Consider the following 23,409-nt stretch of genomic DNA (forward strand, 5'->3'; position numbering starts at 1 on the left):
AAACAAATGTGGGAGCGAGCCTTCTCGCGATAGCGGCATAACAGCCAACAGATTAGTTGAATGTTAAACCGCCATCGCGAGCAGGCTCGCTCCCACATAGGTAAAGCGAGGTCAGATCAGAGACCGTAGCTCATCAGACGCTCGTAACGACGAGCCAACAGCGCTTCGTTATCGAACTTCTTCAACATCGCCAGCTGCGAGCTCAGCTCGGCACGGATCGATGCAGCCGCAGCGGCCGGATTACGGTGTGCGCCACCCAAAGGCTCGCCGATTACTTTATCCACAATACCCAGGTGTTTCAGGCGCTCGGCAGTGATGCCCATGGCTTCTGCAGCGTCCGGCGCTTTTTCGGCGGTCTTCCACAGAATCGAGGCGCAACCTTCCGGCGAAATCACCGCGTAAGTCGAGTACTGCAGCATGTTCAGCTGATCGCAAACGCCGATCGCCAAAGCACCACCGGAACCACCTTCACCGATCACGGTGGCGATGATTGGGGTTTTCAGGCGTGCCATGACGCGCAGGTTCCAGGCAATCGCTTCGCTCTGGTTGCGCTCTTCAGCGTCGATACCAGGGTAGGCGCCCGGGGTGTCGATGAAGGTCAGGATCGGCATTTTGAAACGTTCGGCCATTTCCATCAGGCGGCACGCCTTGCGGTAGCCTTCCGGACGCGGCATGCCGAAGTTGCGGCGAACTTTCTCGCGCACTTCACGGCCTTTCTGGTGACCGATGATCATTACCGGCTGGTCGTCCAGACGGGCAATGCCGCCCACGATCGCAGCGTCGTCGGAGAAGTGACGGTCGCCGTGCAGCTCGTCGAACTCGGTGAAGATGTGTTCGATGTAGTCCAGGGTGTACGGACGTTTCGGGTGACGCGCCAGACGCGCGATCTGCCAGCTGGTCAGCTTGCCGAAGATGTCTTCGGTCAGCGTGCTGCTTTTGTCCTGCAGGCGGGAGATCTCATCGCCGATATTCAGCGAATTGTCATTACCGACCAAGCGCAACTCTTCGATCTTGGCTTGCAGGTCGGCGATCGGCTGTTCGAAATCTAGAAAATTCGGGTTCATAGGCGTCCGTCTTGGGTCGACATCCAAGAGAGCTTGGGCCGGCCGGTTGTCTATTCGCGCCCTACCTTAAGGGAGAGGCGCGTTCAGGTCGAGATTAAAAATTCAGGTCGAGATCAGGCGCTTCTATAGCACCTGACCGTCAACGGTATTGGAGGAAGACGTTGTCTCGCCCGAACTGGTCACGCAGGGCTTGAATCAAGGCATCCGCCGGGTCGATCCGCCAGGTCTCGCCGAACTGCAGCAAGGCCTTCGCATCGGGACTGGTGTACTCCATGGTGATCGGGCACGCGCCACGGTGACGCTTGAACAACTCACCGAGCCAGCGTAGCTGATCGCCTTTCAAATCCTGGGTCTGCAGCTTCAAGCGCAGGCTTTCGGCCAGGTTGGTGCGTGCATCTTCCATGCTCATCACCCGCTTGACCCGCAGCCGCAAGCCACCGGAGAAATCGTCATTGCTGACTTCGCCTTCGACCACCACCATCGCGTCGGTCTGCAACAGCGACTGCGCCGAATGGAATGCTTCGGCGAACAGCGACGCTTCGATCCGGCCCGAGCGGTCGTCGAGGGTGATAAAACCCATCTTGTCGCCCTTTTTGTTCTTCATGACTCGCAGGGCGATGATCATGCCCGCAACGGTCTGGGTATCACGGGCCGGTTTCAGGTCAATGATGCGCTGACGGGCGAAACGGCGGATCTCACCTTCGTATTCGTCGATCGGGTGACCGGTCAGGTACAGGCCCAGGGTGTCTTTCTCCCCTTTCAGGCGTTCCTTGAGGGTCAGTTCCTTGGCTTTGCGGTGATTGGCATAGACGTCGGCATCTTCTTCGACGAACAAACCGCCAAACAGGTCGACATGACCGCTGTCGTGGGTACGCGCGGTTTGTTCGGCCGCCTTGATCGCCCCTTCCATGGCATTCAGCAAGACCGCTCGGTTGCGGTCGATATTGGCCTGATAGGCTTTCTGCTCGTCATGGAAGTAAGGGCCCAGACGATCCAGCGCACCGCTGCGGATCAAACCGTCCAGGGTGCGCTTGTTGATACGTTTGAGATCGACACGGGCGCAGAAATCGAACAGATCCTTGAACGGACCTTCCTGACGCGCCTCGGTGATGGCTTCCACCGGACCTTCGCCCACACCTTTGATCGCGCCGAGGCCGTAAATAATCCGGCCTTCGTCATTCACCGTGAACTTGAACTCCGAAGTATTCACATCCGGCGCGTCGAGACGCAGCTTCATGGTGCGAATTTCTTCGATCAAGGTCACGACCTTGTCGGTGTTGTGCATATCCGCCGACAGTACCGCGGCCATAAATGGCGCCGGGTAATGCGTTTTCAGCCAGGCGGTCTGGTATGACACCAGGCCATACGCGGCGGAGTGGGATTTGTTGAAGCCGTAACCGGCGAATTTCTCTACCAGGTCAAAAATGTTACCGGCCAGGTCGGCGTCGATATTGTTGGTCTTGCAACCGTCAATGAAACCGCCGCGCTGCTTGGCCATTTCTTCGGGTTTTTTCTTACCCATGGCTCGACGCAGCATGTCCGCGCCGCCGAGGGTGTAACCGGCCATGACCTGAGCAATCTGCATCACCTGTTCCTGATACAGGATGATGCCGTAAGTCGGTGCCAGAACCGGTTTGAGGCCTTCGTACTGGTAGTCCGAGTGCGGGTACGCGAGTTCGGCGCGACCGTGCTTACGGTTGATAAAGTCGTCCACCATGCCCGATTGCAACGGGCCCGGACGGAACAGGGCCACCAATGCGATCAAGTCTTCCAGGCAGTCGGGCTTGAGCTTTTTGATCAGCTCTTTCATGCCGCGCGACTCGAGCTGGAACACCGCAGTGGTTTCAGCTTTTTGCAGCAACTGGTAAGTCGGCTTGTCATCCAGCGGGATGAACGCGATATCCAGCGGCGGCTCATCAACCTTGGCGCGATCGCGGTTGATGGTTTTCAGCGCCCAGTCGATGACCGTCAGGGTCCGCAGACCGAGGAAGTCGAACTTCACCAGGCCAGCAGCTTCAACGTCGTCCTTGTCGAACTGGGTGACCAGGCCATCACCGGCCTCATCGCAATAAATCGGCGAGAAGTCAGTCAGTTTGGTCGGGGCAATAACCACACCACCGGCGTGCTTGCCGACGTTACGCACAATGCCTTCAAGCTTGCGGGCCATTTCCCAGATTTCCGCGGCCTCTTCATCAACCTTGATGAAGTCACGCAGGATTTCTTCCTGTTCGTAGGCCTTTTCCAGGGTCATGCCGACTTCGAACGGGATCATCTTCGACAGGCGATCCGCCAGGCCGTAAGACTTGCCCTGCACCCGCGCCACGTCACGGACCACAGCCTTGGCCGCCATGGAACCGAAAGTGATGATCTGGCTTACCGCGTTGCGGCCGTATTTTTCGGCCACGTAATCGATTACACGGTCACGACCGTCCATGCAGAAGTCGACGTCGAAGTCGGGCATCGATACCCGTTCCGGGTTAAGGAAACGTTCGAACAGCAGGTCATATTCCAGCGGGTCAAGGTCGGTGATCTTCTGCACGTAGGCCACCAGCGACCCGGCACCCGATCCACGGCCCGGCCCCACCGGCACACCGTTGCTCTTGGCCCACTGGATAAAGTCCATAACGATCAGGAAGTAACCGGGGAAACCCATCTGGATGATGATATCCAGCTCGAAATTCAGCCGGTCGACGTAGACCTGACGCTTGGTTTCGTAGTCTTCGGTGGTGTCCCTGGGCAGCAGAACGCTGAGGCGATCTTCCAGACCGTCGAAGGAAACCTTGCGGAAATACTCGTCGATGGTCATGCCATCGGGGATCGGGAAGTTGGGCAGGAAGTGAGTGCCCAGCTTCACTTCGATGTTGCAGCGCTTGGCAATCTCGACGGTGTTTTCCAGCGCTTCAGGAATGTCGCTGAACAGCTCGGCCATTTCCTCGGCGCTTTTGAGGTATTGCTGATCGCTGTAATTTTTCGAACGCCGCGGATCGTCGAGGGCACGGCCCTCACCGATGCAAACGCGGGTTTCGTGGGCGGCGAAGTCTTCCTGCTTGATGAAGCGCACGTCGTTGGTTGCGACCAGCGGCGCACCGATTTTTTCAGCCAGGGCCACGGCACCGTGCAACTGTTCTTCGTCGTTGGGGCGGTTGGTGCGCTGGATTTCCAGGTAGAAGCGATCCGGGAACACGGCCATCCATTCACGTGCCAGGTTTTCCGCTTCGGCCGGGTTGCCACTGAGCATCGCCAGGCCGATCTCGCCTTCTTTCGCCGCCGACAGCATGATCAAGCCTTCGCTGGCTTCGGCCACCCATTCGCGTTCGATGATGACCGAGCCATTGCGCTGGCCGTCGATGAAGCCGCGGGAAATCAGTTCGGTGAGGTTGCGATAACCCACGGCGTTCATCGCCAGCAGGCTGATCCGGCTCAGAGCGTTATCCGGATCCTTGTTCGACAGCCACAGGTCGGCGCCACAGATCGGCTTGATCCCGGCGCCCATGGCGGCTTTGTAGAATTTGACCAGGGAACACATGTTGTTCTGGTCGGTGACCGCTACGGCAGGCATGTTCATGCCGACCAGGGTCTTGACCAGCGGTTTGATCCGCACCAGACCGTCGACCAGGGAATACTCAGTGTGCAGGCGTAGATGAACGAATGAAGCCGGCATAGTGATCCTGTCTAGAAACGTGAAGACAACAAGGCCCGGATTGTACCGGGCCTTGGCAAAAACATCAGCCTTGCGACTAACTCTCGATCAGGTTTTCCCGCGCCTCGTACGCCAGGCGAACCGGGGCGAACGAGCGGCGGTGAATCGGCGTTGGCCCCAAGCGGGCCAGCGCCTCCAGGTGAACGGGCGTCGGGTAGCCTTTGTGGCCGCCAATGCCGTAACCCGGGTAAATCAATTCGAACGCTGCCATCTCGCGGTCGCGGCTGACCTTGGCCAGAATCGACGCTGCAGCGATGGCCGGTACCTTGCCGTCGCCCTGCACCACCGCTTCGGCGCGCATGGACAGTTTCGGGCAGCGGTTGCCGTCGATCATCGCCAGTTTCGGCTGAATGTGCAGACCTTCGATGGCGCGCTGCATGGCCAGCATGGTGGCGTGCAAGATGTTCAGCTCGTCGATTTCTTCGACTTCAGCCCGGGCGATGCACCAGCTCAGGGCCTTTTCGCAGATTTCGTCATAGAGTTTTTCGCGGCGGGCTTCGGTGAGCTTCTTCGAGTCGTTCAGACCCAGGATCGGACGGCTCGGATCAAGGATCACGGCAGCCGTTACCACGGCGCCACAGAGTGGGCCGCGACCGACTTCGTCAACACCGGCAACCAATTCTTCAACTTCAGCGACCAAGGTGAAATCCAGCCCCATTTGCATGCTTGTTTTACTCATTGTACTTGGCCGATCAGGTTCAGCACTGCATCTGCAGCCTGGTTGGAGGCATCCAGACGAAGGGTCCGGTGGATTTCGTCGAAGCCGCGAGTCTGTTCTTCACCGCCTTCGATCAGTGGCGACAGCGTCTGGGCCAAGGCTTCAACCGTCGCATCGTCCTGCAACAACTCGGGCACCAACAGGCGCTGGGCCAGCAAGTTCGGCAAGGAGATGTAGGGACTTTTCACCATGCGCTTGAGAATCCAGAACGTCAGCGGTGCCAAGCGGTATGCGACCACCATCGGCCGTTTGTACAACAACGCTTCAAGCGTCGCCGTTCCGGAGGCAATCAGTACCGCGTCGCAGGCCGCCAGGGCCAGATGGGATTTGCCATCAAGCAATGTCAGCGGCAGATCGCGACCGGCCAGCAGCTCTTCAAGCTGGGCCCGGCGCTGCGGGCTCGCGCATGGCATGACGAAGCGTACGCCCGGACGCAGGGCCCGCAAGCGCTGGGCGGTATCGAGGAACAGCGCACCAAGACGCCCAACCTCACCGCCACGGCTGCCCGGCATCAGGGCAACCAGCGGCCCATCCGGCAAGCCAAGTTCGGCACGCGCTGCGGCGCGATCAGCCTCAAGCGGAATCGCATCGGCCAGGGAGTGCCCGACAAACCGCACCGGCACGCCCTTCTCTTCATAGAATTTCGCTTCGAACGGGAACAGCGTCAGCATCAGATCGCAGCCTTCGCGAATCTTCAGCACCCGTTTCTGCCGCCACGCCCAAACCGACGGGCTCACGTAATGCACGGTCTTGATCCCGGCCTGACGCAGCTTGAGTTCGATATTGAGGTTGAAGTCCGGGGCATCGATACCGATGAACACGTCCGGCTTCTCGGCGATCAGGTCGGCAACCAGTTTCTTGCGGCGTGCCAGCAACTCGCGCAAGCGGCCCAGCACTTCCACCAGGCCCATGACCGAAAGACGTTCCATCGGGAAATACGAAGTCAGGCCTTCGGCCTGCATCAGCGGACCACCGACACCGATGAACTCGACTGCCGGATGCTGTGCCTTGAGTGCGCGCATGAGACCCGCGCCAAGAATGTCGCCGGAAGCCTCACCCGCCACCAGCGCAATACGCAGATTAGCCATGATTAACGAGTGATGCCGCGGTTCGAAGACTGGATGGAATCACGGAATACCGCGACTTCCGGGAACTGATCCGAAGGCTCGGCCAGTTCGGCGAGTGCCTGTTCGACCGTCAGTCCCTGGCGATAAACCACCTTGTAGGCACGCCGCAGCGCGTGAATCGCATCTTCGCTGAAACCGCGACGGCGCATGCCTTCGAAGTTCATGCTGCGGGCTTCTGCCGGGTTGCCGAACACCGTGACGTAGGCCGGAACGTCCTTGCCGATGGCGGTGCCCATACCGGAAAAGCTGTGGGCGCCGATGTGGCAATACTGGTGAACCAGGGTAAAACCGGACAGGATCGCCCAGTCTTCAACGTGCACATGGCCCGCCAACGCGGTGTTGTTGACCAGGATGCAGTGGTTGCCGATGACGCTGTCGTGGCCAATGTGGGCATAGGCCATGATCAGATTGTGATCGCCCAGGGTCGTTTCAGAACGGTCCTGAACGGTCCCACGGTGAATCGTCACGCCTTCACGGATGACGTTGTGGTCACCGATGACCAGGCGAGTTTCTTCACCCTTGTATTTCAGGTCGGGCGTGTCCTCACCTACCGAAGAAAACTGGTAGATGCGGTTGTGCTTTCCGATTCGGGTCGGGCCTTTGAGAATCACATGCGGCCCGATCACTGTCCCCTCGCCGATTTCCACACCTGCACCGATGATCGACCAAGGGCCGACCTCGACGCCGTCGGCCAGGATAGCCGTCGGATCGATGATTGCGCGAGGGTCAATCAAACTCATAGTTTGCGTTCCGCGCAGATGATTTCAGCAGAGCAGACAGGCTTGCCATCGACCGAAGCCTGGCACTCGAACTTCCAGATCTGACGCTTGCAGCTGATGAAGCGGGCTTCGAGGATCAACTGATCGCCTGGGGTGACGGGCTGGCGAAAACGCAGCTTGTCGGAGCCAACAAAGTAGTAGAGCGTGCCGTCAGCTGGCTTCACGTCAAGCATTTTGAAGCCAAGGATACCGGCAGCCTGAGCCATCGCTTCGATGATCAATACGCCCGGCATGATTGGATGCGCGGGGAAGTGACCATTGAAGAACGGTTCGTTGATGCTGACATTCTTGTAGGCGCGAATGCGCTTGCCTTCCACATCCAGATCCACGACCCGGTCCACCAGCAGGAACGGGTAACGGTGAGGCAGGTATTCGCGAATCTCGTTGATGTCCATCATTTCGGGGGGAAGCCTATGTAAAGATTGGGAGGCGCGACTGACGCGCACCCCTCTAGCAAATCAAGGAGGCAGTCTAGCGGCTGTGCACACTTGATATGGAAATGGTATCAGCCATCTGATGAAGCATTACCGTCAGGGGTCACGTCCCCTACTCGCTTTTCCAGCTGTCGCAACCGCCGCGCGATGTCATCGAGCTGACGGATGCGTGCCGCGCTTTTGCGCCATTCGGCTGCCGGTTGCATGGCTGTACCGGAAGAATAGGAACCCTTTTCGGTAATCGAATGGGTCACCATGGTCATCCCGGTGATGAAAACGTTGTCGCAAATTTCGATATGCCCCACCAGCCCTACGCCACCGGCGAGCATGCAATGCTTGCCGATTTTGGTGCTGCCGGAGATTCCCACACACGCTGCCATGGCGGTGTGATCACCGACCTGCACGTTGTGGGCGATCTGAATCTGGTTGTCGAGCTTCACACCGTTACCCAGAACGGTATCGGCAAGTGCACCGCGATCGATAGCGGTATTCACGCCAATCTCCACGTCGTCACCGACCAGCACACCACCGATCTGGGCGATCTTCTGCCAGACACCTTTCTCGTTGGCAAAACCGAAGCCCTCGCCACCGAGCACCGCGCCGGATTGAATCACCACCCGCTTACCGATGCGCACGTCGTGATACAGCGTGACTCGCGGGGCCAACCAACCGCCCTCGCCAATCTCGCAGCGAGCACCGATGAAGCAGTGCGCGCCGATGGTCACACCCGCAGCAATACGCGCGCAGCTTTCGATCACCGCAAAGGCGCCAATGCTCGCCGCCGGATCGACCACTGCATCCACTGCCACAACGGCTGTCGGATGAATACCGACAGCGGCCTTTGGCTTGGGATCGAACAGATGGGAAATCCGCGCGTAGGCCAGATACGGATCAGGCACAACCAACGCATTACCTGCAAAACCTTCAGCATCAGCGGCCTTCAGCAACAACGCTGCGGCCCGGCTGTCCGCCAGGTATTTACGGTATTGGGGGTTTGCGAGAAAGCTCAACTGAGCTGGGCCAGCCTCTTGCAAAGTGGCTAGCCCAGTAATTTCTTTCTCCGGGTCGCCACGCAGTGTGGCGCCGAGGAACTCGGCCAATTGGCCGAGCTTTATAGTCGCTGTCATGGTTACTTCAGCTGATTCATGCGCTCGATAACCTGGCGAGTGATGTCGTACTGAGGTTTGACATCAATCACTGCGCCACGCTCGAAGACCAGGTCAAAAGCACCTTTCTTGATGACTTCTTCCACAGCGCTGTCCAGTTTCGGCTTGAGCTGCTTCAGCATTTCACGGTCGGCAACGGCTTTGGCTTCGTTCAGTTCCTTGGACTGGAACTGGAAGTCGCGGGCCTTTTGCTTGAACTCGAGTTCCAGGCGTTCACGCTCACCTTGCTGCATCTTGTCGCCGCCAGCCATCAGACGGTCCTGGATACCTTTGGCACTGCTTTCCAGAGTCTTGAGCTTGGTCAGCTGTGGGCCGAACTTCTTCTCGGCATCAACGGCGTACTTCTTGGCCGCATCCGATTCCAGCAGAGCCATCTGATAGTTCAGCACGGCGATTTTCATGTCGGCAAAAGCCGGACCTGCAACCAGTACGGTCGCCAGGAGAACCAATTGAGTCAACTTACGCACGATGCACTCCTACAAAATCCATTGTCGTTATCTTGGGTCAGACGCTTAGAACGTCTGGCCGAGGGAGAATTGGAACACTTGAGTCTCGGCATTGCTGTCCGGTTTTTTGACTGGCATCGCCAAGGCGAAGCTCAACGGACCCAGGGCGGTAACCCATGTCACACCGACACCTACCGAACTGGCCATATTGCTCAGGCTGACATCGTTACACTGAGTGTTGGACTGCGAACCATCGGCGTTAGTGCTCTGCTTGCAAGTCGAATCGAACACATTACCCACGTCCCAGAATACTGAAGTGCGCAAGGAACGCTGATCTTTCACGAAAGGCAGAGGGAACAGAACTTCTACACCACCCTGAATCAGGACGTTACCACCAAACGGTAGTGGATCCTGATCCGGGTCGGCTGTGGTCCCAGGGTTCACGCCACGGCTCGGAGTACTACGAGGCCCCAGAGTGCTGTCCTTGAAGCCACGTACCGAGTTGAAACCACCAGCATAGTAGTTTTCATAGAACGGCAAGCCATCGGTCGAACCATAACCATCGCCATAACCCAGCTCGGTGTGAAGGCGCATGGTGTAATTTTCAGACAGCGGCTGGAACAATTGACCGCGGTAATCGAGCTTGAAGAACGACAAGTCGCTGCCCGGCGTCGTGGCTTCCGCGGTCAAGCTCTGGGAGTGACCACGGGTTGCCAGTACACCTTTGTTCAAAGTGGACTCTGACCAACCAGCCGATGCCTTGAAGTTGAGGTACTGATCGCCTTCCTTGTTAACGAAGGCGAAAATCTCGTCAACGGTGTACTGACCAGTCTTGATCTTGTCTTCCTGTGCAGACAGACCGAAGGTCAGGCGCGAAGTCTCGCTGATCGGGTAACCGACGCTGACGCCTGCACCCAGGCTGTCGACGGCGTAGCTGGCTACGTTGACATCGAGGTCTTTATAGTCGGTGGTGCGATAAAACGCGTTGTAACCCAGGCTCACGCCATCAGCAGTCCAGTACGGGTCAACATAACCGAAGTTATAGCGGCTCTGGTACTGACTGCGGGTCAAGCCGATGCTGACCTTGTTACCTGTACCCAGGAAGTTGTTCTGGGTGATCGAACCACCGAGGATCAGACCGGCGCTCTGGGCAAAACCAACGCTGGCGGTAATCGAACCGGAAGCCTGTTCTTCAACGCTGTAGTTCACGTCTACCTGGTCGTCGACGCCCGGCACGGCCGGTGTTTCGACGTTGACTTCCTTGAAGAAGCCCAGACGTTCTAGACGAGTCTTGGATTGGTCGATCAGGTAAGTCGAAGCCCAGCCACCTTCCATCTGACGCATTTCACGGCGCAGCACTTCGTCTTCGGACTTGGTGTTGCCACGGAAGTTGATGCGGTTCACGTAAGCACGCTTGCCCGGATCGACGGCGAACGTGATATCGACGGTGTGGTCTTCATCGTGAGGCTGAGGCACGCCATTGACGTTGGCGAAGGTGTAACCCTCGTTACCCAGACGGCGGGTGATCAGTTCGGACGTGGTGGTCATCAGCTTGCGCGAGAACACCTGGCCTTTCTGGACCAGCAGCAGAGACTTGACCTGGTCTTCAGGGACTTTCAGGTCGCCGCTCAGCTTGACGTCACGGACGGTGTACTTCTCGCCTTCATTGACGTTGACGGTGATATAGACGTGCTTCTTGTCCGGGGTGATGGACACCTGGGTCGAAGCGATATCCATGTTGATATAGCCACGGTCCAGGTAGTAGGAGCGCAGACGCTCCAGGTCACCGGACAGTTTTTCACGAGCGTACTTGTCATCGTTCTTGAAGAACGACAGCCAGTTGGTGGTCTTGAGTTCAAACAGGTCGGTCAGGTCTTCTTCAGGGAAGACGGTGTTACCCACCACGTTGATGTGCTGGATAGCAGCAACGGTGCCTTCGTTGATGTTGACCTTCAACGCAACGCGGTTGCGTGGCTGCGGCACCACTTCGGTGTCGACGGTGGCCGAGTAGCGACCCTGAGCGACGTATTGACGCTGCAGCTCGTTACGCACACCTTCGAGGGTGGCGCGCTGGAAGATCTCGCCTTCGGCCAGACCGGATTGTTTGAGGCCTTTCATCAGGTCTTCAGTGGAGATCGCCTTGTTACCCTCGATCTCGATACTGGCGACCGACGGGCGCTCGACTACAGTGATGACCAGGACGTTGCCTTCGCGGCCCAGCTGGATATCTTGAAAGAAACCGGTTTTGAACAACGCACGAGTGGATTCCACCAGGCGACGATCATCCGCCTGTTCACCCACGTTCAACGGCAAAGCACCAAAGACGCTACCCGCGGAGACCCGCTGGAGGCCATTGACGCGAATATCAGAGATAGTGAAGGACTCGGCGTGAACTTCGGCGATCATCAATACGGTGAGAACCGCAGTTAGCAGCAGACGTTTCATGAAGTCCTTTCTTATTCCAACTGGCAATAAACAAACTGCCGCAAAATGCGGCAGATTCGCAATTCAGCGAAGCGTTACAGTCGACCCAGATCATTGACAAGAGCAAGCAACATCACCCCGATCACCAAACTGATACCGATCTGTATCCCCCAACCCTGCACCCGATCTGACAAGGGGCGACCACGCGCCCACTCGATCAGATAAAACAACAAATGTCCCCCATCCAGTACAGGAATGGGCAACAAATTCAGAACCCCCAAGCTAATACTCAGATAAGCAAGGAAATTCAGGAAATCAGCGACACCCGACTGGGCAGAAGCGCCCGCCACTTTAGCAATGGTTATCGGTCCACTCAAGTTTTTTACCGAGAGCTCACCGAACAACATTTTCTTGAGCGAATCGAGGGTCAGTACGCTCATGGTCCAGGTGCGTCGAGCACCCTCCCCAATCGCTGCCACAGGACCATAACTAACTTCGCGGATCATCTCCGGCGGCCAATCAACTGCCTTCACCCCTGCCCCCAGATAACCACTGGGTGCCTTCTTCTCGCCGCGAGCGGCCAGCGTCACAGGGACGTCGATTTGAGCACCATCACGCTCGACGCGCAGCATGATTTTGGTATCAGGGTGCATACGGACCGTGTCCACCACCTGCTGCCAGTCATCAAGCGACTTGCCGTCCAGAGCCAACAGTCGGTCACCGGTCTTCAGGCCAGCAGCCTGTGCCGGGCCTTTCGGGTCAAGTTCGGCCAGGACCGGTGGCAGCGCCGGACGCCAAGGGCGCAAGCCCAGCGAACGAATCGGATCCGGCTCATCGGCCCCCTTGAGCCATTTATCCAGCATCAGTTCACGAGGCGAATCCACTGTGGAACCCTGATCACGGACCAGCAACTGCAGGGAACCGCTCTCTCCAAGACGACGAACCAACTGCAGGTTCACCGCAGCCCAGCCGGAAGTTGGCTCGCCATCGATGGCAATGATTTCCTGGCCCGCGCTCAAACCAGCCTTGGCAGCGATACTGCCGGATTCGACCGCACCAATGACCGGGCGCACCTGCTCGCTGCCGAGTATGGCGAGCACCCAGAAAAAAATCATCGCCAATAAAAAGTTGGCAATCGGACCCGCCGATACGATAGCGATACGCTGGCGGACGGATTTGCGATTGAAGGTTTGATCGAGCTGATCAGCCGGCACTTCGCCTTCGCGCTCATCGAGCATTTTCACGTAACCGCCCAGCGGGATCGCGGCGACGACGAACTCAGTGCCCTTCTTGTCGTGCCAGCGCAGCAACGGCATACCGAAGCCCACGGAGAAACGCAGCACTTTGACCCCGCAGCGACGTGCGACCCAAAAATGGCCGAATTCGTGAAAGGTGACCAGCACACCCAAAGCCACCAGGGTGCCGACAATCATATAGAGCGCGCTCATCTACTTTCTCCGCAATCCTGTCCAGTGCCGCATGGGTCAACGCATTGCAGCACTTACCGCCCGTGACGACTCAACCATTGTTCGGCCAGTACTCGCGCTTTCGCGTCGGCCGTAAACACTGCCTCGAGATCATCAACCGCAACCACGGGCTCGAGATTCAACACTTCTTCGATGATACTCGCGATTTCCGGGTAGCGAACCCGCCCGTCGAGAAAGGCTGCGACCGCCACTTCATTCGCTGCATTGAGCATGGCCGGCGCACTGTTGCCGGATTCGGCCGCCTGACGCGCGAGGCGCAGACATGGGAATCGCTCTTCATCAGGCGCCTGGAAGTCCAGCCGCGCAATTGCAAACAGATCCAGCGGCGCAACACCCGAGTCGATTCGCTCAGGCCAAGCCAGCGCGTTGGCGATCGGCGTGCGCATGTCAGGGTTACCTAACTGGGCCAATACCGAACCGTCGATGTAATCGACCAGCGAATGAATCACGCTTTGAGGATGAATCACCACTTCGACCTGGGACGGCTTGGCATTAAACAGCCAGCAGGCTTCGATCAGCTCAAGCCCCTTGTTCATCATGCTGGCCGAGTCCACCGAAATCTTGCGTCCCATGGACCAGTTCGGATGGGCACACGCTTGCTCAGGGGAAACATGCACCAGTTCAGCCATAGGTGTCTGTCGGAACGGACCACCAGAGGCCGTGAGTAAAATCCGACGCACCCCGACGGCACCCAGTCCACGAGCGAAATCCTGTGGCATGCACTGGAAAATCGCATTGTGTTCGCTGTCGATGGGCAGCAACACCGAACCACTCTTGTGCACCGCCTGCATGAACAGCGCACCGGACATCACCAATGCTTCTTTGTTGGCCAGGAGGATTTTCTTGCCGGCTTCGACCGCCGCCAGAGTTGGTCGCAAGCCCGCAGCGCCAACGATGGCCGCCATGACCGCATCGACCTCAGGATCGGAAGCAACCTGACACAGGCCTTCCTCACCCACCAGCACGCGAGTCGACAGACCTGCGGCGCGCAAGTCGTCCTGCAAGCCTCGGGCAGCAACCGCCTCGGGTACCACGGCGAAGCGCGGCGTATGACGAACGCACAGCGCCAACAGCTCGCTCAAACGGGTGAAACCGCTCAAGGCGAAAACCTGATAACGCTCAGGATGGCGAGCGATGACGTCAAGCGTGCTCAGACCAATCGAACCGGTCGCCCCCAGGACGGTAATCTGCTGCGGGCGGCTCACGGTGCCGCCATCCACAGGAGCACGGCAAACACCGGAATCGCCGCCGTCAGGCTGTCGATACGGTCCAGCACGCCGCCGTGCCCCGGAAGCAGATTACTGCTGTCCTTGATCCCGGACTGACGCTTGAACATGCTTTCGGTGAGATCGCCTACCACCGAGATAAATACGATGATGGCTGCACCCATCAGACCTTTGAACAGCTGCGCCACTGTCCAGTCTCGAACCAGACCGACAATGACAGTAATGACCAGACTCGCCACGAGGCCGCCGTAGACGCCCTCCCAGCTTTTGCCGGGACTGACCTGTGGCGCCAGCTTGCGCTTGCCAAAAGCCCGGCCCGAGAAATAAGCACCGATATCAGCGCCCCAGACCAGCACCATCACCGCCATGATCAGCCAGTTGCCCAAAGGCTCCTGTTTGATCTGAATCAGACCTTGCCAGGCAGGCAGCAGGATCAGCAGACCGATCATCAGCTTGCAGGCAGCGCTGGACCAAAGTTCGCTGGAGCGCGGATACGTCAGCACCAGATAGGTTGCAACACCCCACCAAAGCACCGAAGCGCCCAACACCCAAGGCGCGAGCCCAGGCACGATATGCATGACAAACAGCATCAGCGCGACCACAGCCGCATAGGCAAGGCGGATCGGTTGCTCAGTGAAGCCCGCCAGGCGAGCCCACTCCCATGCACCAAGAGTCACGACCAGCCCGATGAACAGCGCAAAACCGGTGCCCTCGAGCAGGAAAAACCCGCACAAGGCAATCGGCAGCAGGATCAGCGCAGTGATGATTCGTTGTTTAAGCATTAAACCCGGGCTCCAGCCTCGACCTGCTCGCTCGTTTTACCGAAACGGCGCTGCCGAGAAGCAAAATCGGCCAGCGCGGTACGCATGGCATCGTGTTTGAAGTCCGGCCAGAACAGGTCGGAGAAGTACAACTCGGCGTAAGCCAGTTGCCACAGCAGGAAGTTACTGATGCGGTGCTCGCCACCGGTACGGATGCACAAGTCCGGCAACGGCAAATCGCCGGTCGCCAGACAGGTTTGCAACAGTTCCGGGGTAATGTCTTCCGGACGCAGGTGCCCGGCCTGGACTTCCCGAGCCAGACGCTGTGCGGCCTGCGCGATATCCCACTGTCCGCCATAGTTGGCAGCGATCTGCAGAATGAAGCGATTGGTGCCCGCCGTCATTGCCTCGGCTTCACGCATGGCAGCCTGAAGCTCCGGATGAAAACGTGAACGGTCGCCAATGATGCGCAAACTGATGTTGTTGTCGTTGAGGCGTTTGGCCTCGCGACGCAACGCCTTGAAGAACAGATCCATCAAGGCACTGACTTCATCGGCCGGGCGCTGCCAGTTCTCGCTGGAGAACGCGAACAGGGTCAGTACTTCGACCTTGGCCTCGGCACACACCTCAATCACCGCCCGCACTGCATCCACGCCCGCTTTATGCCCGGCGACACCCGGCATAAAGCGTTTTTTCGCCCAGCGATTATTACCATCCATGATGATCGCGACATGGCGCGGCACCGCGGCCGGTGCAGTCTGCTTTGTCTTATCCATTAAAACGTGACCCTTATACGGCCATCAGGTCTTTTTCTTTCTGCGCCAAATTCGCGTCGATTTCAGCCACGTATTTTTTGGTCAGATCATCAATCTCGCCAGTGGCGCGACGTTCTTCGTCTTCACTGATTTCTTTTTCCTTGACCAGATCCTTCAGCTGGCTGTTCGCATCACGACGGATGTTGCGCACTGCAACACGGGCATCTTCAGCGACATCGCGAGCCTGCTTGGTGAAGCCCTTACGGGTTTCTTCGGTCAGGGCCGGCATGGAGATCAGCAGCAACTCACCCAGGTTGGTCGGGTTGAGGTTCAGACCCGCGCTACCGATGGCCTTGTCGACAGCACCGAGCATGTTGCGCTCAAAGGCAACGACTTGCAGGGTACGGGCGTCTTTGACGGTGATGTTCGCCACCTGCTTGATCGGAGTGTCGGAACCGTAATACGGCACCATCACGCCTTCAAGAATGCTTGGATGCGCCTGGCCAGTACGAATACGGCCGAAGTTGTGCATCAGCGACTCGACGGATTTCTGCATACGCTCTTTAGCGTCTTTCTTGATTTCGTTGATCATTGTTGGCCTTCCTCGATCAGGGTCCCTTCAGCGCCGCCGTGCACGATATTCAGCAGGGCGCCGGGCTTGTTCATGTTAAATACGCGCAACGGCATCTTGTGGTCGCGGCACAGGCAAATAGCGGTCAGATCCATCACGCCCAGCTTGCGATCCAGCACTTCATCGTACGTCAGATGATCGAACTTCTCGGCATGCGGGTCTTTGAATGGGTCAGCGGTGTAGACGCCATCGACCTTGGTCGCCTTGAGCACGACATCGGCATCGATTTCGATTGCGCGCAAGCACGCTGCCGAATCCGTGGTGAAGAACGGATTGCCGGTACCGGCCGCGAAAATCACGACGTCCTTGGCGTTCAAGTGGCGCATGGCTTTGCGGCGATCATAGTGATCGGTTACGCCAACCATGGAAATGGCCGACATCACGATGGCCGAGATATTGGCACGTTCCAGCGCATCGCGCATGGCCAGGGCGTTCATCACAGTGGCCAGCATGCCCATGTGGTCGCCGGTAACCCGATCCATGCCGGCCGCGCTCAGCGCTGCACCACGAAACAGGTTGCCGCCGCCGATCACCAGACCGACCTGAACACCGATGCCGACCAGTTGACCGACTTCCAGCGCCATGCGATCCAGAACTTTCGGATCGATCCCGAACTCTTCCGAGCCCATCAGGGCCTCGCCGCTAAGCTTGAGTAGAATGCGTTTATAGCGAGCCTGATAACCACTGCCCTGCTGAGCCATTGCGAATCTCTCCTGCGGCGTATTTTAAAAATTCTTTGCGAGCTGTTTACAGCTGGCGTTCACTCTAACTTGGCACTGCTTCAGCGCCATCGGAACATGGCTTTGTAAGCCAGTTCCAAAAGGAAACCAATTAAAAATTGGTGCCCCATCTGAAAAGAGGCTGCGCGCGTGAGCGGGCAGCCTCTTCAGGGCGACAGTTAAAAAACCGTCTTATTGCTTGGCGGCAGCCAGCTGGGCAGCAACTTCTTCAGCGAAGTTGTCGACCGGCTTCTCGATGCCTTCGCCTACTTTGAAGTAGGTGAAAGAAACGATTTCAGCACCGGCTTTCTTGGCCAGTTCGCCAACCTTGATTTCAGGGTTCTTGACGAACGCCTGCTCAACCAGGCTCGCTTCAGCCAGGAACTTGCTGATACGACCTTTGACCATGTTTTCAACGATGTTTTCTGGCTTGCCAGCGATCTTGTCAGCGTTGAGGGTCAGGAACACGCCTTTCTCGCGCTCGACCGCTTCAGCGGAAACTTCCGATGGCAGCAGGAATTCAGGGTTGGTGGCCGCTACGTGCATAGCGATGTCTTTGGCCAGCTCAACGGTGCCGCCTTTGAGAACAACCGCAACACCGATCTTGTTGCCGTGCAGGTAACCACCAACAACATCACCTTCAACGCGAGCCAGGCGACGGATGTTGACGTTTTCGCCAACCTTGCCGACCAGAACCAGGCGATCAGCTTCTTGAGCTTCGATCAGCGGAGCGACGTCAGTCAGTTTGTCAGCGAACGCTTTTTCAACGCTGCCAGCAACAAATGCCTTGAAGTCGTCCTGCAGAGCCAGGAAGTCGGTCTGCGAGTTCACTTCCAGCAGAACGGCGGTTTTACCGTCTTCCTTCAGAGCGATCGCGCCTTCAGCGGCAACGTTGCCAGCTTTCTTGGCAGCCTTGATGGCGCCCGAAGCACGCATGTCATCAATGGCTTTTTCGATGTCGCCGCCAGCCTTGGTCAAGGCCTTTTTGCAGTCCATCATGCCTTCGCCAGTACGCTCGCGCAGTTCTTTGACCAACGCTGCAGTAATCTCTGCCATTTCAAAATTCCTCTTGGATAGGTTTTCAACCATTCCACCCGATCGAACGGGCGATCAATTCTTCCCGAACCACCCTTGCTGGCTGCAGCAGGTTACAAAGGCTGTAACTGCGCTGCCGACAAACGGTTTTCGAGGTGGCAAAAAGGGGGCCAAGCCCCCTTTTTGCTTACTGAGTCAACGCCTGGGCGTCAATTACTCAGCTGCTGCTACCGGAGCTTCTTCAACGAACTGCTCGGTGCCGCCAGCAACGTGGTTGCGACCGCGGATAACAGCGTCAGCCATCGAACCCATGTACAGCTGGATAGCGCGGATTGCGTCATCGTTACCTGGGATGATGTAGTCAACGCCTTCCGGGCTGCTGTTGGTATCGACTACGCCGATAACCGGGATGCCCAGCTTGTTGGCTTCGGTGATCGCGATGCGCTCGTGATCAACGTCGATAACGAACAGTGCGTCTGGCAGACCGCCCATGTCCTTGATACCACCCAGGGAACGATCGAGCTTCTCAAGATCGCGAGTGCGCATCAGCGCTTCTTTCTTGGTCAGCTTGGCGAAAGTACCGTCTTCGGCTTGCACTTCAAGGTCACGCAGACGCTTGATGGAAGCACGGATGGTTTTGAAGTTGGTCAGCATGCCGCCCAACCAGCGGTGATCGACGTACGGCGAACCGCAACGTGCTGCTTCTTCAGCAACGATCTTGCCAGCGGAACGCTTGGTGCCGACGAACAGAATCTTGTTTTTGCCCTGGGCCAGACGCTCTACGAAAGTCAGAGCTTCGTTGAACATTGGCAGGGTTTTTTCAAGGTTGATGATGTGGATCTTGTTACGCGCGCCGAAAATGTACTTACCCATTTTCGGGTTCCAGTAACGGGTCTGGTGACCGAAGTGCACACCGGCCTTCAGCATATCGCGCATGTTGACTTGGGACATGATAGTTCCTTAATAAGTCGGGTTTGGCCTCCACGTATCCCAATGACCAACCAGCAGCATCAGCTGAAGGCACCCAGGTCATCGTGTCGACACGTGTGTGGATTTAGGCTTTTCAGGGGATCCCCGGAAAGCGGCGCATTTTATATCACAAGGCAGAAAAAAACGGAACCCGGATTGTTAAATCCAGGCGCGTACTTTGGTTCCAGCCCTTGGAATCCTCCAAGAATGCGCCATTCTATAAGGAGAAGCGATGCACAGAGGCTCAGATTTGCGCTGCTCGTCTGTTAGAATCGCGTTTTTAAGGGCCGCGAAGATCCATCGCGCAACGCCCATTTCGTTTTAGAAGGCGCCATCGAGCGCAGAGAGAGCCTGTATGACCGTCACCCTCAAAACCCCAGAGGACATCGCAAAAATGCGCATCGCCGGTAAACTGGCCGCCGATGTGCTGGAAATGATTGCCGAACATGTCAAGCCGGGCATTACCACTGAAGAACTGGACCGCATCTGCCACGACTATATCGTCAATGAGCAGAAAGCCATCCCTGCCCCGCTCAACTACAAGGGCTTCCCGAAGTCGATCTGCACCTCGATCAACCATGTGGTCTGCCACGGCATCCCGAACGAGAAGCCGCTGAAAGATGGCGACACGCTGAACATCGACGTCACCGTCATCAAGGACGGTTACCACGGCGACACCAGCCGCATGTTCCACGTCGGTACCGTGCCGGTCTGGGCCGAGCGCCTGTCGCAGGTCACCCAGGAATGCATGTACAAGGCCATCGAAATCGTCAAACCCGGCTGCCGCCTGGGCGACATCGGTGAAGTGATCCAGAAGCACGCTGAAAAGAACGGTTTTTCCGTGGTTCGCGAGTTCTGCGGTCACGGCATCGGCAAGGTATTTCACGAAGAGCCGCAGATCCTGCACTACGGCCGCGCTGGCACCGGCATGGAGCTGAAAGCCGGCATGACGTTCACCATCGAGCCGATGATCAACCAGGGCAAGGCCGACACCAAGGTTTTGGGCGACGGCTGGACCGCAATCACCAAGGACCGCAAGCTGTCGGCACAGTGGGAACACACCCTTCTGGTAACCGAAACCGGTTACGAGATCTTCACCCTGCGCGCCGACGACACCATCCCGCGCGTTTCGGCCTGATCCGGGCGCGCAGCTCCTCAGCCTTATAGACAGGAAAGCCAATCGATGCCGCAGGTGGATCCCGAACTCTTCGACCGTGGCCAGTTCCAGGCTGAACTGGCCCTGAAGGCAAGCCCGATCGCGGCCTTCAAGAAGGCAATTCGCCAGGCCCGCGAGGTGCTCGACGAGCGCTTTCGCAGTGGCCGCGACATTCGCCGGTTGATCGAGGATCGCGCCTGGTTCGTCGATAACATCCTGCAAAAGGCCTGGGAGCAGTTCGATTGGAGCGAAGACGCCGACATCGCGCTGGTCGCGGTCGGCGGCTACGGTCGCGGGGAGTTGCACCCTTATTCCGACATCGATTTGCTGATCCTGCTGGACAGCGCCGATCACGAAGTTTTCCGAGATTCCATCGAGCGTTTTCTGACGCTGTTGTGGGACATCGGCCTTGAAGTGGGCCAGAGCGTTCGCTCCGTGGACGAATGCGTCCAAGAGGCCCGCGCCGACCTGACGGTTGTCACCAACCTGATGGAAAGCCGTACCATCTGCGGCCCCGAGCGCTTGCGCCAGCGCATGCTGGACGTCACCAGCACCGCGCACATGTGGCCGAGCAAGGACTTCTTCCTGGCCAAACGCGCCGAGCAGAAGGCCCGTCACCACAAGTACAACGACACCGAATACAACCTGGAACCCAACGTCAAAGGCTCGCCCGGCGGCCTACGGGATATTCAGACAATTCTGTGGGTGGCCCGTCGTGAATACGGCACCCTGAACCTGCGGGCCCTGGCCGGCGAAGGTTTCCTGGTCGAGAGCGAAAACGCGCTGCTGGCCTCCTCCCAGGAATTCCTGTGGAAGGTTCGTTACGCCCTGCACATGCTCGCCGGCCGTTCCGAAGACCGCTTGCTGTTTGATCACCAGCGCACCATTGCCGGGCTGCTGGGTTTCAAAGGCGATGACGCCAAGCAAGCCATCGAAAACTTCATGCAGCAGTATTACCGGGTGGTCATGAGCATTGCCCAGCTCAGCGACCTGATCATCCAGCACTTCGAGGAAGTCATCCTCGCACCGGAAGACGAAGCACCGCCGCAACCGATCAACTCGCGCTTCCAGCTGCACGACGGTTACATCGAGGCGCGCAACGACAACGTGTTCCGCCGCACACCGTTCGCCATGCTGGAAATCTTCGTACTGATGGCTCAGCAGCCGGAAATCAAAGGCGTGCGCGCCGACACCATTCGTCTGCTGCGAGAAAACCGTCACCTGATCGACGATGATTTCCGCAACGACATCCGCAATACCAGCCTGTTTATCGAGCTGTTCAAGTGCAAGATCGGCATCCACCGAAACCTGCGACGGATGAACCGTTACGGCATCCTCGGGCGCTACTTGCCGGAGTTCGGCTTCATCGTCGGGCAGATGCAGCACGACCTGTTTCACATCTATACGGTCGATGCTCACACCCTGAACCTGATCAAACATCTGCGTAAGTTGCAGTACACCCAGGTGTCGGAAAAATTCCCGCTGGCCAGCAAGCTCATGGGCAAGCTGCCCAAACCCGAGCTGATCTACCTGGCTGGCCTGTACCACGACATCGGCAAGGGCCGGCATGGCGATCACTCGGAAATCGGCGCCGTGGATGCCGAAGCCTTTTGCCAGCGCCACCAATTGCCGGTGTGGGACAGCCGCCTGATCGTCTGGCTGGTGCAGAACCACTTGCTGATGTCCACCACCGCCCAGCGCAAGGACTTGTCCGACCCGCAGGTCATCCACGATTTCGCGCAGATCGTCGGCGACGAAACCCACCTCGATTATCTGTACGTGCTGACGGTCGCCGACATCAACGCCACCAACCCGACGCTGTGGAATTCCTGGCGCGCCAGCCTGTTGCGTCAGCTCTACACCGAGACCAAGCGCGCCTTGCGTCGCGGCCTGGAAAACCCGGTGGACCGCGAAGAGCAGATTCGCCAGACCCAGAGCGCAGCGCTGGACATTCTGGTACGCGGCGGCACCGATCCGGACGATGTCGAGCAATTGTGGGCACAATTGGGTGATGACTACTTCCTGCGCCACACCGCCGGCGACGTGGCCTGGCACAGCGACGCGATCCTCCAGCAGCCGGCCGACGGGGGGCCGTTGGTGCTGATCAAGGAAACCACCCAGCGCGAGTTCGAAGGCGGCACGCAGATCTTTATCTATGCGCCGGATCAGCACGACTTCTTCGCCGTGACCGTGGCCGCGATGGACCAGCTCAACCTGAACATTCACGACGCCCGGGTCATCACCTCCAGCAGCCAGTTCACCCTCGACACCTACATCGTGCTCGACACCGACGGCGACTCGATTGGTGATAACCCGGCGCGGGTCAAACAGATTCGCGAAGGCCTGACCGAGGCCCTGCGCAACCCGGACGACTACCCGACCATCATTCAGCGTCGGGTACCGCGCCAGCTCAAGCATTTTGCGTTTGCGCCACAGGTGACGATCCACAACGACGCCCAACGACCGGTAACGGTGCTGGAGCTCAGCGCACCCGATCGCCCGGGCCTGCTGGCACGCATCGGCACGATTTTCCTGGAGTTCGACTTGTCGCTGCAGAACGCCAAGATCGCCACCTTGGGCGAGCGCGTGGAAGACGTGTTCTTCATCACCGACGCGAACAACCAGCCGTTGTCCGACCCATTGCTGTGCAGCCGCTTGCAGGATGCAATCGTCGAACAGCTGACCGTCAGTAACGAACCCGACATCAAACTGTCGCGCATCAGCATCTGAATTAACAAATTTTCCCCCTGTGGGAGCGAACCATGTGGTGAGGGGATTTATCCCCGCTGGGCTGCGGAGCGGCCCCGGCATT

Annotated in this window: 19 protein-coding genes; 2 read left to right on the forward strand and 17 right to left on the reverse strand. The window is 58.0% G+C overall.

What is annotated here, in order from left to right:
* Positions 1-116 precede the first annotated feature (116 nt).
* The 17 genes from DFS28_RS18805 to rpsB all read right to left on the reverse strand — a co-directional run bounded on the left by DFS28_RS18805 (position 117) and on the right by rpsB (position 19,423).
* Complete coding sequence (locus DFS28_RS18805; RefSeq protein WP_111451005.1) at positions 117-1,064, reverse strand: acetyl-CoA carboxylase carboxyltransferase subunit alpha; 948 nt, start codon at positions 1,062-1,064, stop codon at positions 117-119.
* A 139-nt stretch (positions 1,065-1,203) separates the two neighbouring features.
* The gene (gene dnaE, locus DFS28_RS18810; RefSeq protein ID WP_111451006.1) at positions 1,204-4,725 is read right to left on the reverse strand and encodes a DNA polymerase III subunit alpha; all 3,522 of its coding nucleotides are present in this window, start codon (positions 4,723-4,725) and stop codon (positions 1,204-1,206) included.
* A 76-nt stretch (positions 4,726-4,801) separates the two neighbouring features.
* On the reverse strand, positions 4,802-5,428 hold the full coding sequence (gene rnhB / locus DFS28_RS18815) for a ribonuclease HII (RefSeq protein ID WP_008154045.1): 627 nt from the start codon (positions 5,426-5,428) through the stop codon (positions 4,802-4,804).
* A gap of 11 nt (positions 5,429-5,439) precedes the next feature.
* On the reverse strand, positions 5,440-6,570 hold the full coding sequence (lpxB, locus tag DFS28_RS18820; RefSeq protein ID WP_111451007.1) for a lipid-A-disaccharide synthase: 1,131 nt from the start codon (positions 6,568-6,570) through the stop codon (positions 5,440-5,442).
* A 2-nt stretch (positions 6,571-6,572) separates the two neighbouring features.
* Entirely contained in the window at positions 6,573-7,349 is a 777-nt protein-coding gene (gene lpxA, locus DFS28_RS18825) for an acyl-ACP--UDP-N-acetylglucosamine O-acyltransferase (RefSeq protein ID WP_111451008.1), read from the reverse strand.
* Complete coding sequence (fabZ, locus tag DFS28_RS18830) at positions 7,346-7,786, reverse strand: 3-hydroxyacyl-ACP dehydratase FabZ (protein ID WP_008154051.1); 441 nt, start codon at positions 7,784-7,786, stop codon at positions 7,346-7,348. The genes lpxA and fabZ overlap by 4 nt, the downstream gene beginning before the upstream one ends.
* Positions 7,787-7,893: 107 nt before the next feature.
* Positions 7,894-8,949 carry a UDP-3-O-(3-hydroxymyristoyl)glucosamine N-acyltransferase gene (gene lpxD, locus DFS28_RS18835; protein ID WP_111451009.1) on the reverse strand — a complete coding sequence of 352 codons (1,056 nt, stop codon included), beginning with the start codon at positions 8,947-8,949 and terminating at the stop codon, positions 7,894-7,896.
* A gap of 2 nt (positions 8,950-8,951) precedes the next feature.
* On the reverse strand, positions 8,952-9,455 hold the full coding sequence (locus tag DFS28_RS18840) for an OmpH family outer membrane protein (protein WP_008028980.1): 504 nt from the start codon (positions 9,453-9,455) through the stop codon (positions 8,952-8,954).
* Between the two features lie 45 nt (positions 9,456-9,500).
* Complete coding sequence (gene bamA / locus DFS28_RS18845; protein ID WP_111451010.1) at positions 9,501-11,879, reverse strand: outer membrane protein assembly factor BamA; 2,379 nt, start codon at positions 11,877-11,879, stop codon at positions 9,501-9,503.
* A 74-nt stretch (positions 11,880-11,953) separates the two neighbouring features.
* Positions 11,954-13,306, reverse strand: coding sequence for a sigma E protease regulator RseP (gene rseP / locus DFS28_RS18850; RefSeq protein WP_111451011.1), 1,353 nt, complete (start codon positions 13,304-13,306; stop codon positions 11,954-11,956).
* A gap of 53 nt (positions 13,307-13,359) precedes the next feature.
* Positions 13,360-14,550, reverse strand: a complete 1,191-nt coding sequence (gene ispC, locus DFS28_RS18855; RefSeq protein WP_111451040.1) for a 1-deoxy-D-xylulose-5-phosphate reductoisomerase — start codon at positions 14,548-14,550, stop codon at positions 13,360-13,362.
* Entirely contained in the window at positions 14,547-15,353 is an 807-nt protein-coding gene (locus DFS28_RS18860; RefSeq protein WP_111451012.1) for a phosphatidate cytidylyltransferase, read from the reverse strand. The genes ispC and DFS28_RS18860 overlap by 4 nt, the downstream gene beginning before the upstream one ends.
* Positions 15,353-16,108 carry a polyprenyl diphosphate synthase gene (gene uppS, locus DFS28_RS18865; RefSeq protein ID WP_111451013.1) on the reverse strand — a complete coding sequence of 252 codons (756 nt, stop codon included), beginning with the start codon at positions 16,106-16,108 and terminating at the stop codon, positions 15,353-15,355. Before uppS ends, DFS28_RS18860 begins: the two co-directional genes overlap by 1 nt.
* Positions 16,109-16,121: 13 nt before the next feature.
* Positions 16,122-16,679 carry a ribosome recycling factor gene (frr, locus tag DFS28_RS18870; protein WP_008028968.1) on the reverse strand — a complete coding sequence of 186 codons (558 nt, stop codon included), beginning with the start codon at positions 16,677-16,679 and terminating at the stop codon, positions 16,122-16,124.
* Complete coding sequence (pyrH, locus tag DFS28_RS18875) at positions 16,676-17,419, reverse strand: UMP kinase (protein ID WP_003440426.1); 744 nt, start codon at positions 17,417-17,419, stop codon at positions 16,676-16,678. Before pyrH ends, frr begins: the two co-directional genes overlap by 4 nt.
* Before the next feature lie 210 nt (positions 17,420-17,629).
* Complete coding sequence (gene tsf, locus DFS28_RS18880; RefSeq protein ID WP_111451014.1) at positions 17,630-18,493, reverse strand: translation elongation factor Ts; 864 nt, start codon at positions 18,491-18,493, stop codon at positions 17,630-17,632.
* A gap of 192 nt (positions 18,494-18,685) precedes the next feature.
* On the reverse strand, positions 18,686-19,423 hold the full coding sequence (gene rpsB, locus DFS28_RS18885) for a 30S ribosomal protein S2 (protein WP_003219330.1): 738 nt from the start codon (positions 19,421-19,423) through the stop codon (positions 18,686-18,688).
* A gap of 373 nt (positions 19,424-19,796) precedes the next feature.
* Between rpsB and map the strand changes: the two genes are divergently transcribed.
* On the forward strand, positions 19,797-20,579 hold the full coding sequence (map, locus tag DFS28_RS18890) for a type I methionyl aminopeptidase (RefSeq protein ID WP_008146676.1): 783 nt from the start codon (positions 19,797-19,799) through the stop codon (positions 20,577-20,579).
* Between the two features lie 45 nt (positions 20,580-20,624).
* Positions 20,625-23,327: a [protein-PII] uridylyltransferase gene (locus DFS28_RS18895; protein WP_111451015.1), complete on the forward strand. Its 2,703-nt coding sequence runs from the start codon at positions 20,625-20,627 to the stop codon at positions 23,325-23,327.
* Positions 23,328-23,409: the final 82 nt, after the last annotated feature.

Source organism: Pseudomonas sp. 478 (genome assembly GCF_003254125.1).
Classification (GTDB): Bacteria; Pseudomonadota; Gammaproteobacteria; order Pseudomonadales; family Pseudomonadaceae; genus Aquipseudomonas.

Coding starts and splice junctions, on each gene's coding strand:
- DFS28_RS18805 (WP_111451005.1), bottom strand. CDS start 1,064: ATGAACCCGAATTTTCTAGATTTCGAACAGCCGATCGCCGACCTGCAA.
- dnaE (WP_111451006.1), bottom strand. CDS start 4,725: ATGCCGGCTTCATTCGTTCATCTACGCCTGCACACTGAGTATTCCCTG.
- rnhB (WP_008154045.1), bottom strand. CDS start 5,428: ATGCAAATGGGGCTGGATTTCACCTTGGTCGCTGAAGTTGAAGAATTG.
- lpxB (WP_111451007.1), bottom strand. CDS start 6,570: ATGGCTAATCTGCGTATTGCGCTGGTGGCGGGTGAGGCTTCCGGCGAC.
- lpxA (WP_111451008.1), bottom strand. CDS start 7,349: ATGAGTTTGATTGACCCTCGCGCAATCATCGATCCGACGGCTATCCTG.
- fabZ (WP_008154051.1), bottom strand. CDS start 7,786: ATGATGGACATCAACGAGATTCGCGAATACCTGCCTCACCGTTACCCG.
- lpxD (WP_111451009.1), bottom strand. CDS start 8,949: ATGACAGCGACTATAAAGCTCGGCCAATTGGCCGAGTTCCTCGGCGCC.
- bamA (WP_111451010.1), bottom strand. CDS start 11,879: ATGAAACGTCTGCTGCTAACTGCGGTTCTCACCGTATTGATGATCGCC.
- rseP (WP_111451011.1), bottom strand. CDS start 13,306: ATGAGCGCGCTCTATATGATTGTCGGCACCCTGGTGGCTTTGGGTGTG.
- DFS28_RS18860 (WP_111451012.1), bottom strand. CDS start 15,353: ATGCTTAAACAACGAATCATCACTGCGCTGATCCTGCTGCCGATTGCC.
- uppS (WP_111451013.1), bottom strand. CDS start 16,108: ATGGATAAGACAAAGCAGACTGCACCGGCCGCGGTGCCGCGCCATGTC.
- frr (WP_008028968.1), bottom strand. CDS start 16,679: ATGATCAACGAAATCAAGAAAGACGCTAAAGAGCGTATGCAGAAATCC.
- pyrH (WP_003440426.1), bottom strand. CDS start 17,419: ATGGCTCAGCAGGGCAGTGGTTATCAGGCTCGCTATAAACGCATTCTA.
- tsf (WP_111451014.1), bottom strand. CDS start 18,493: ATGGCAGAGATTACTGCAGCGTTGGTCAAAGAACTGCGCGAGCGTACT.
- rpsB (WP_003219330.1), bottom strand. CDS start 19,423: ATGTCCCAAGTCAACATGCGCGATATGCTGAAGGCCGGTGTGCACTTC.
- map (WP_008146676.1), top strand. CDS start 19,797: ATGACCGTCACCCTCAAAACCCCAGAGGACATCGCAAAAATGCGCATC.
- DFS28_RS18895 (WP_111451015.1), top strand. CDS start 20,625: ATGCCGCAGGTGGATCCCGAACTCTTCGACCGTGGCCAGTTCCAGGCT.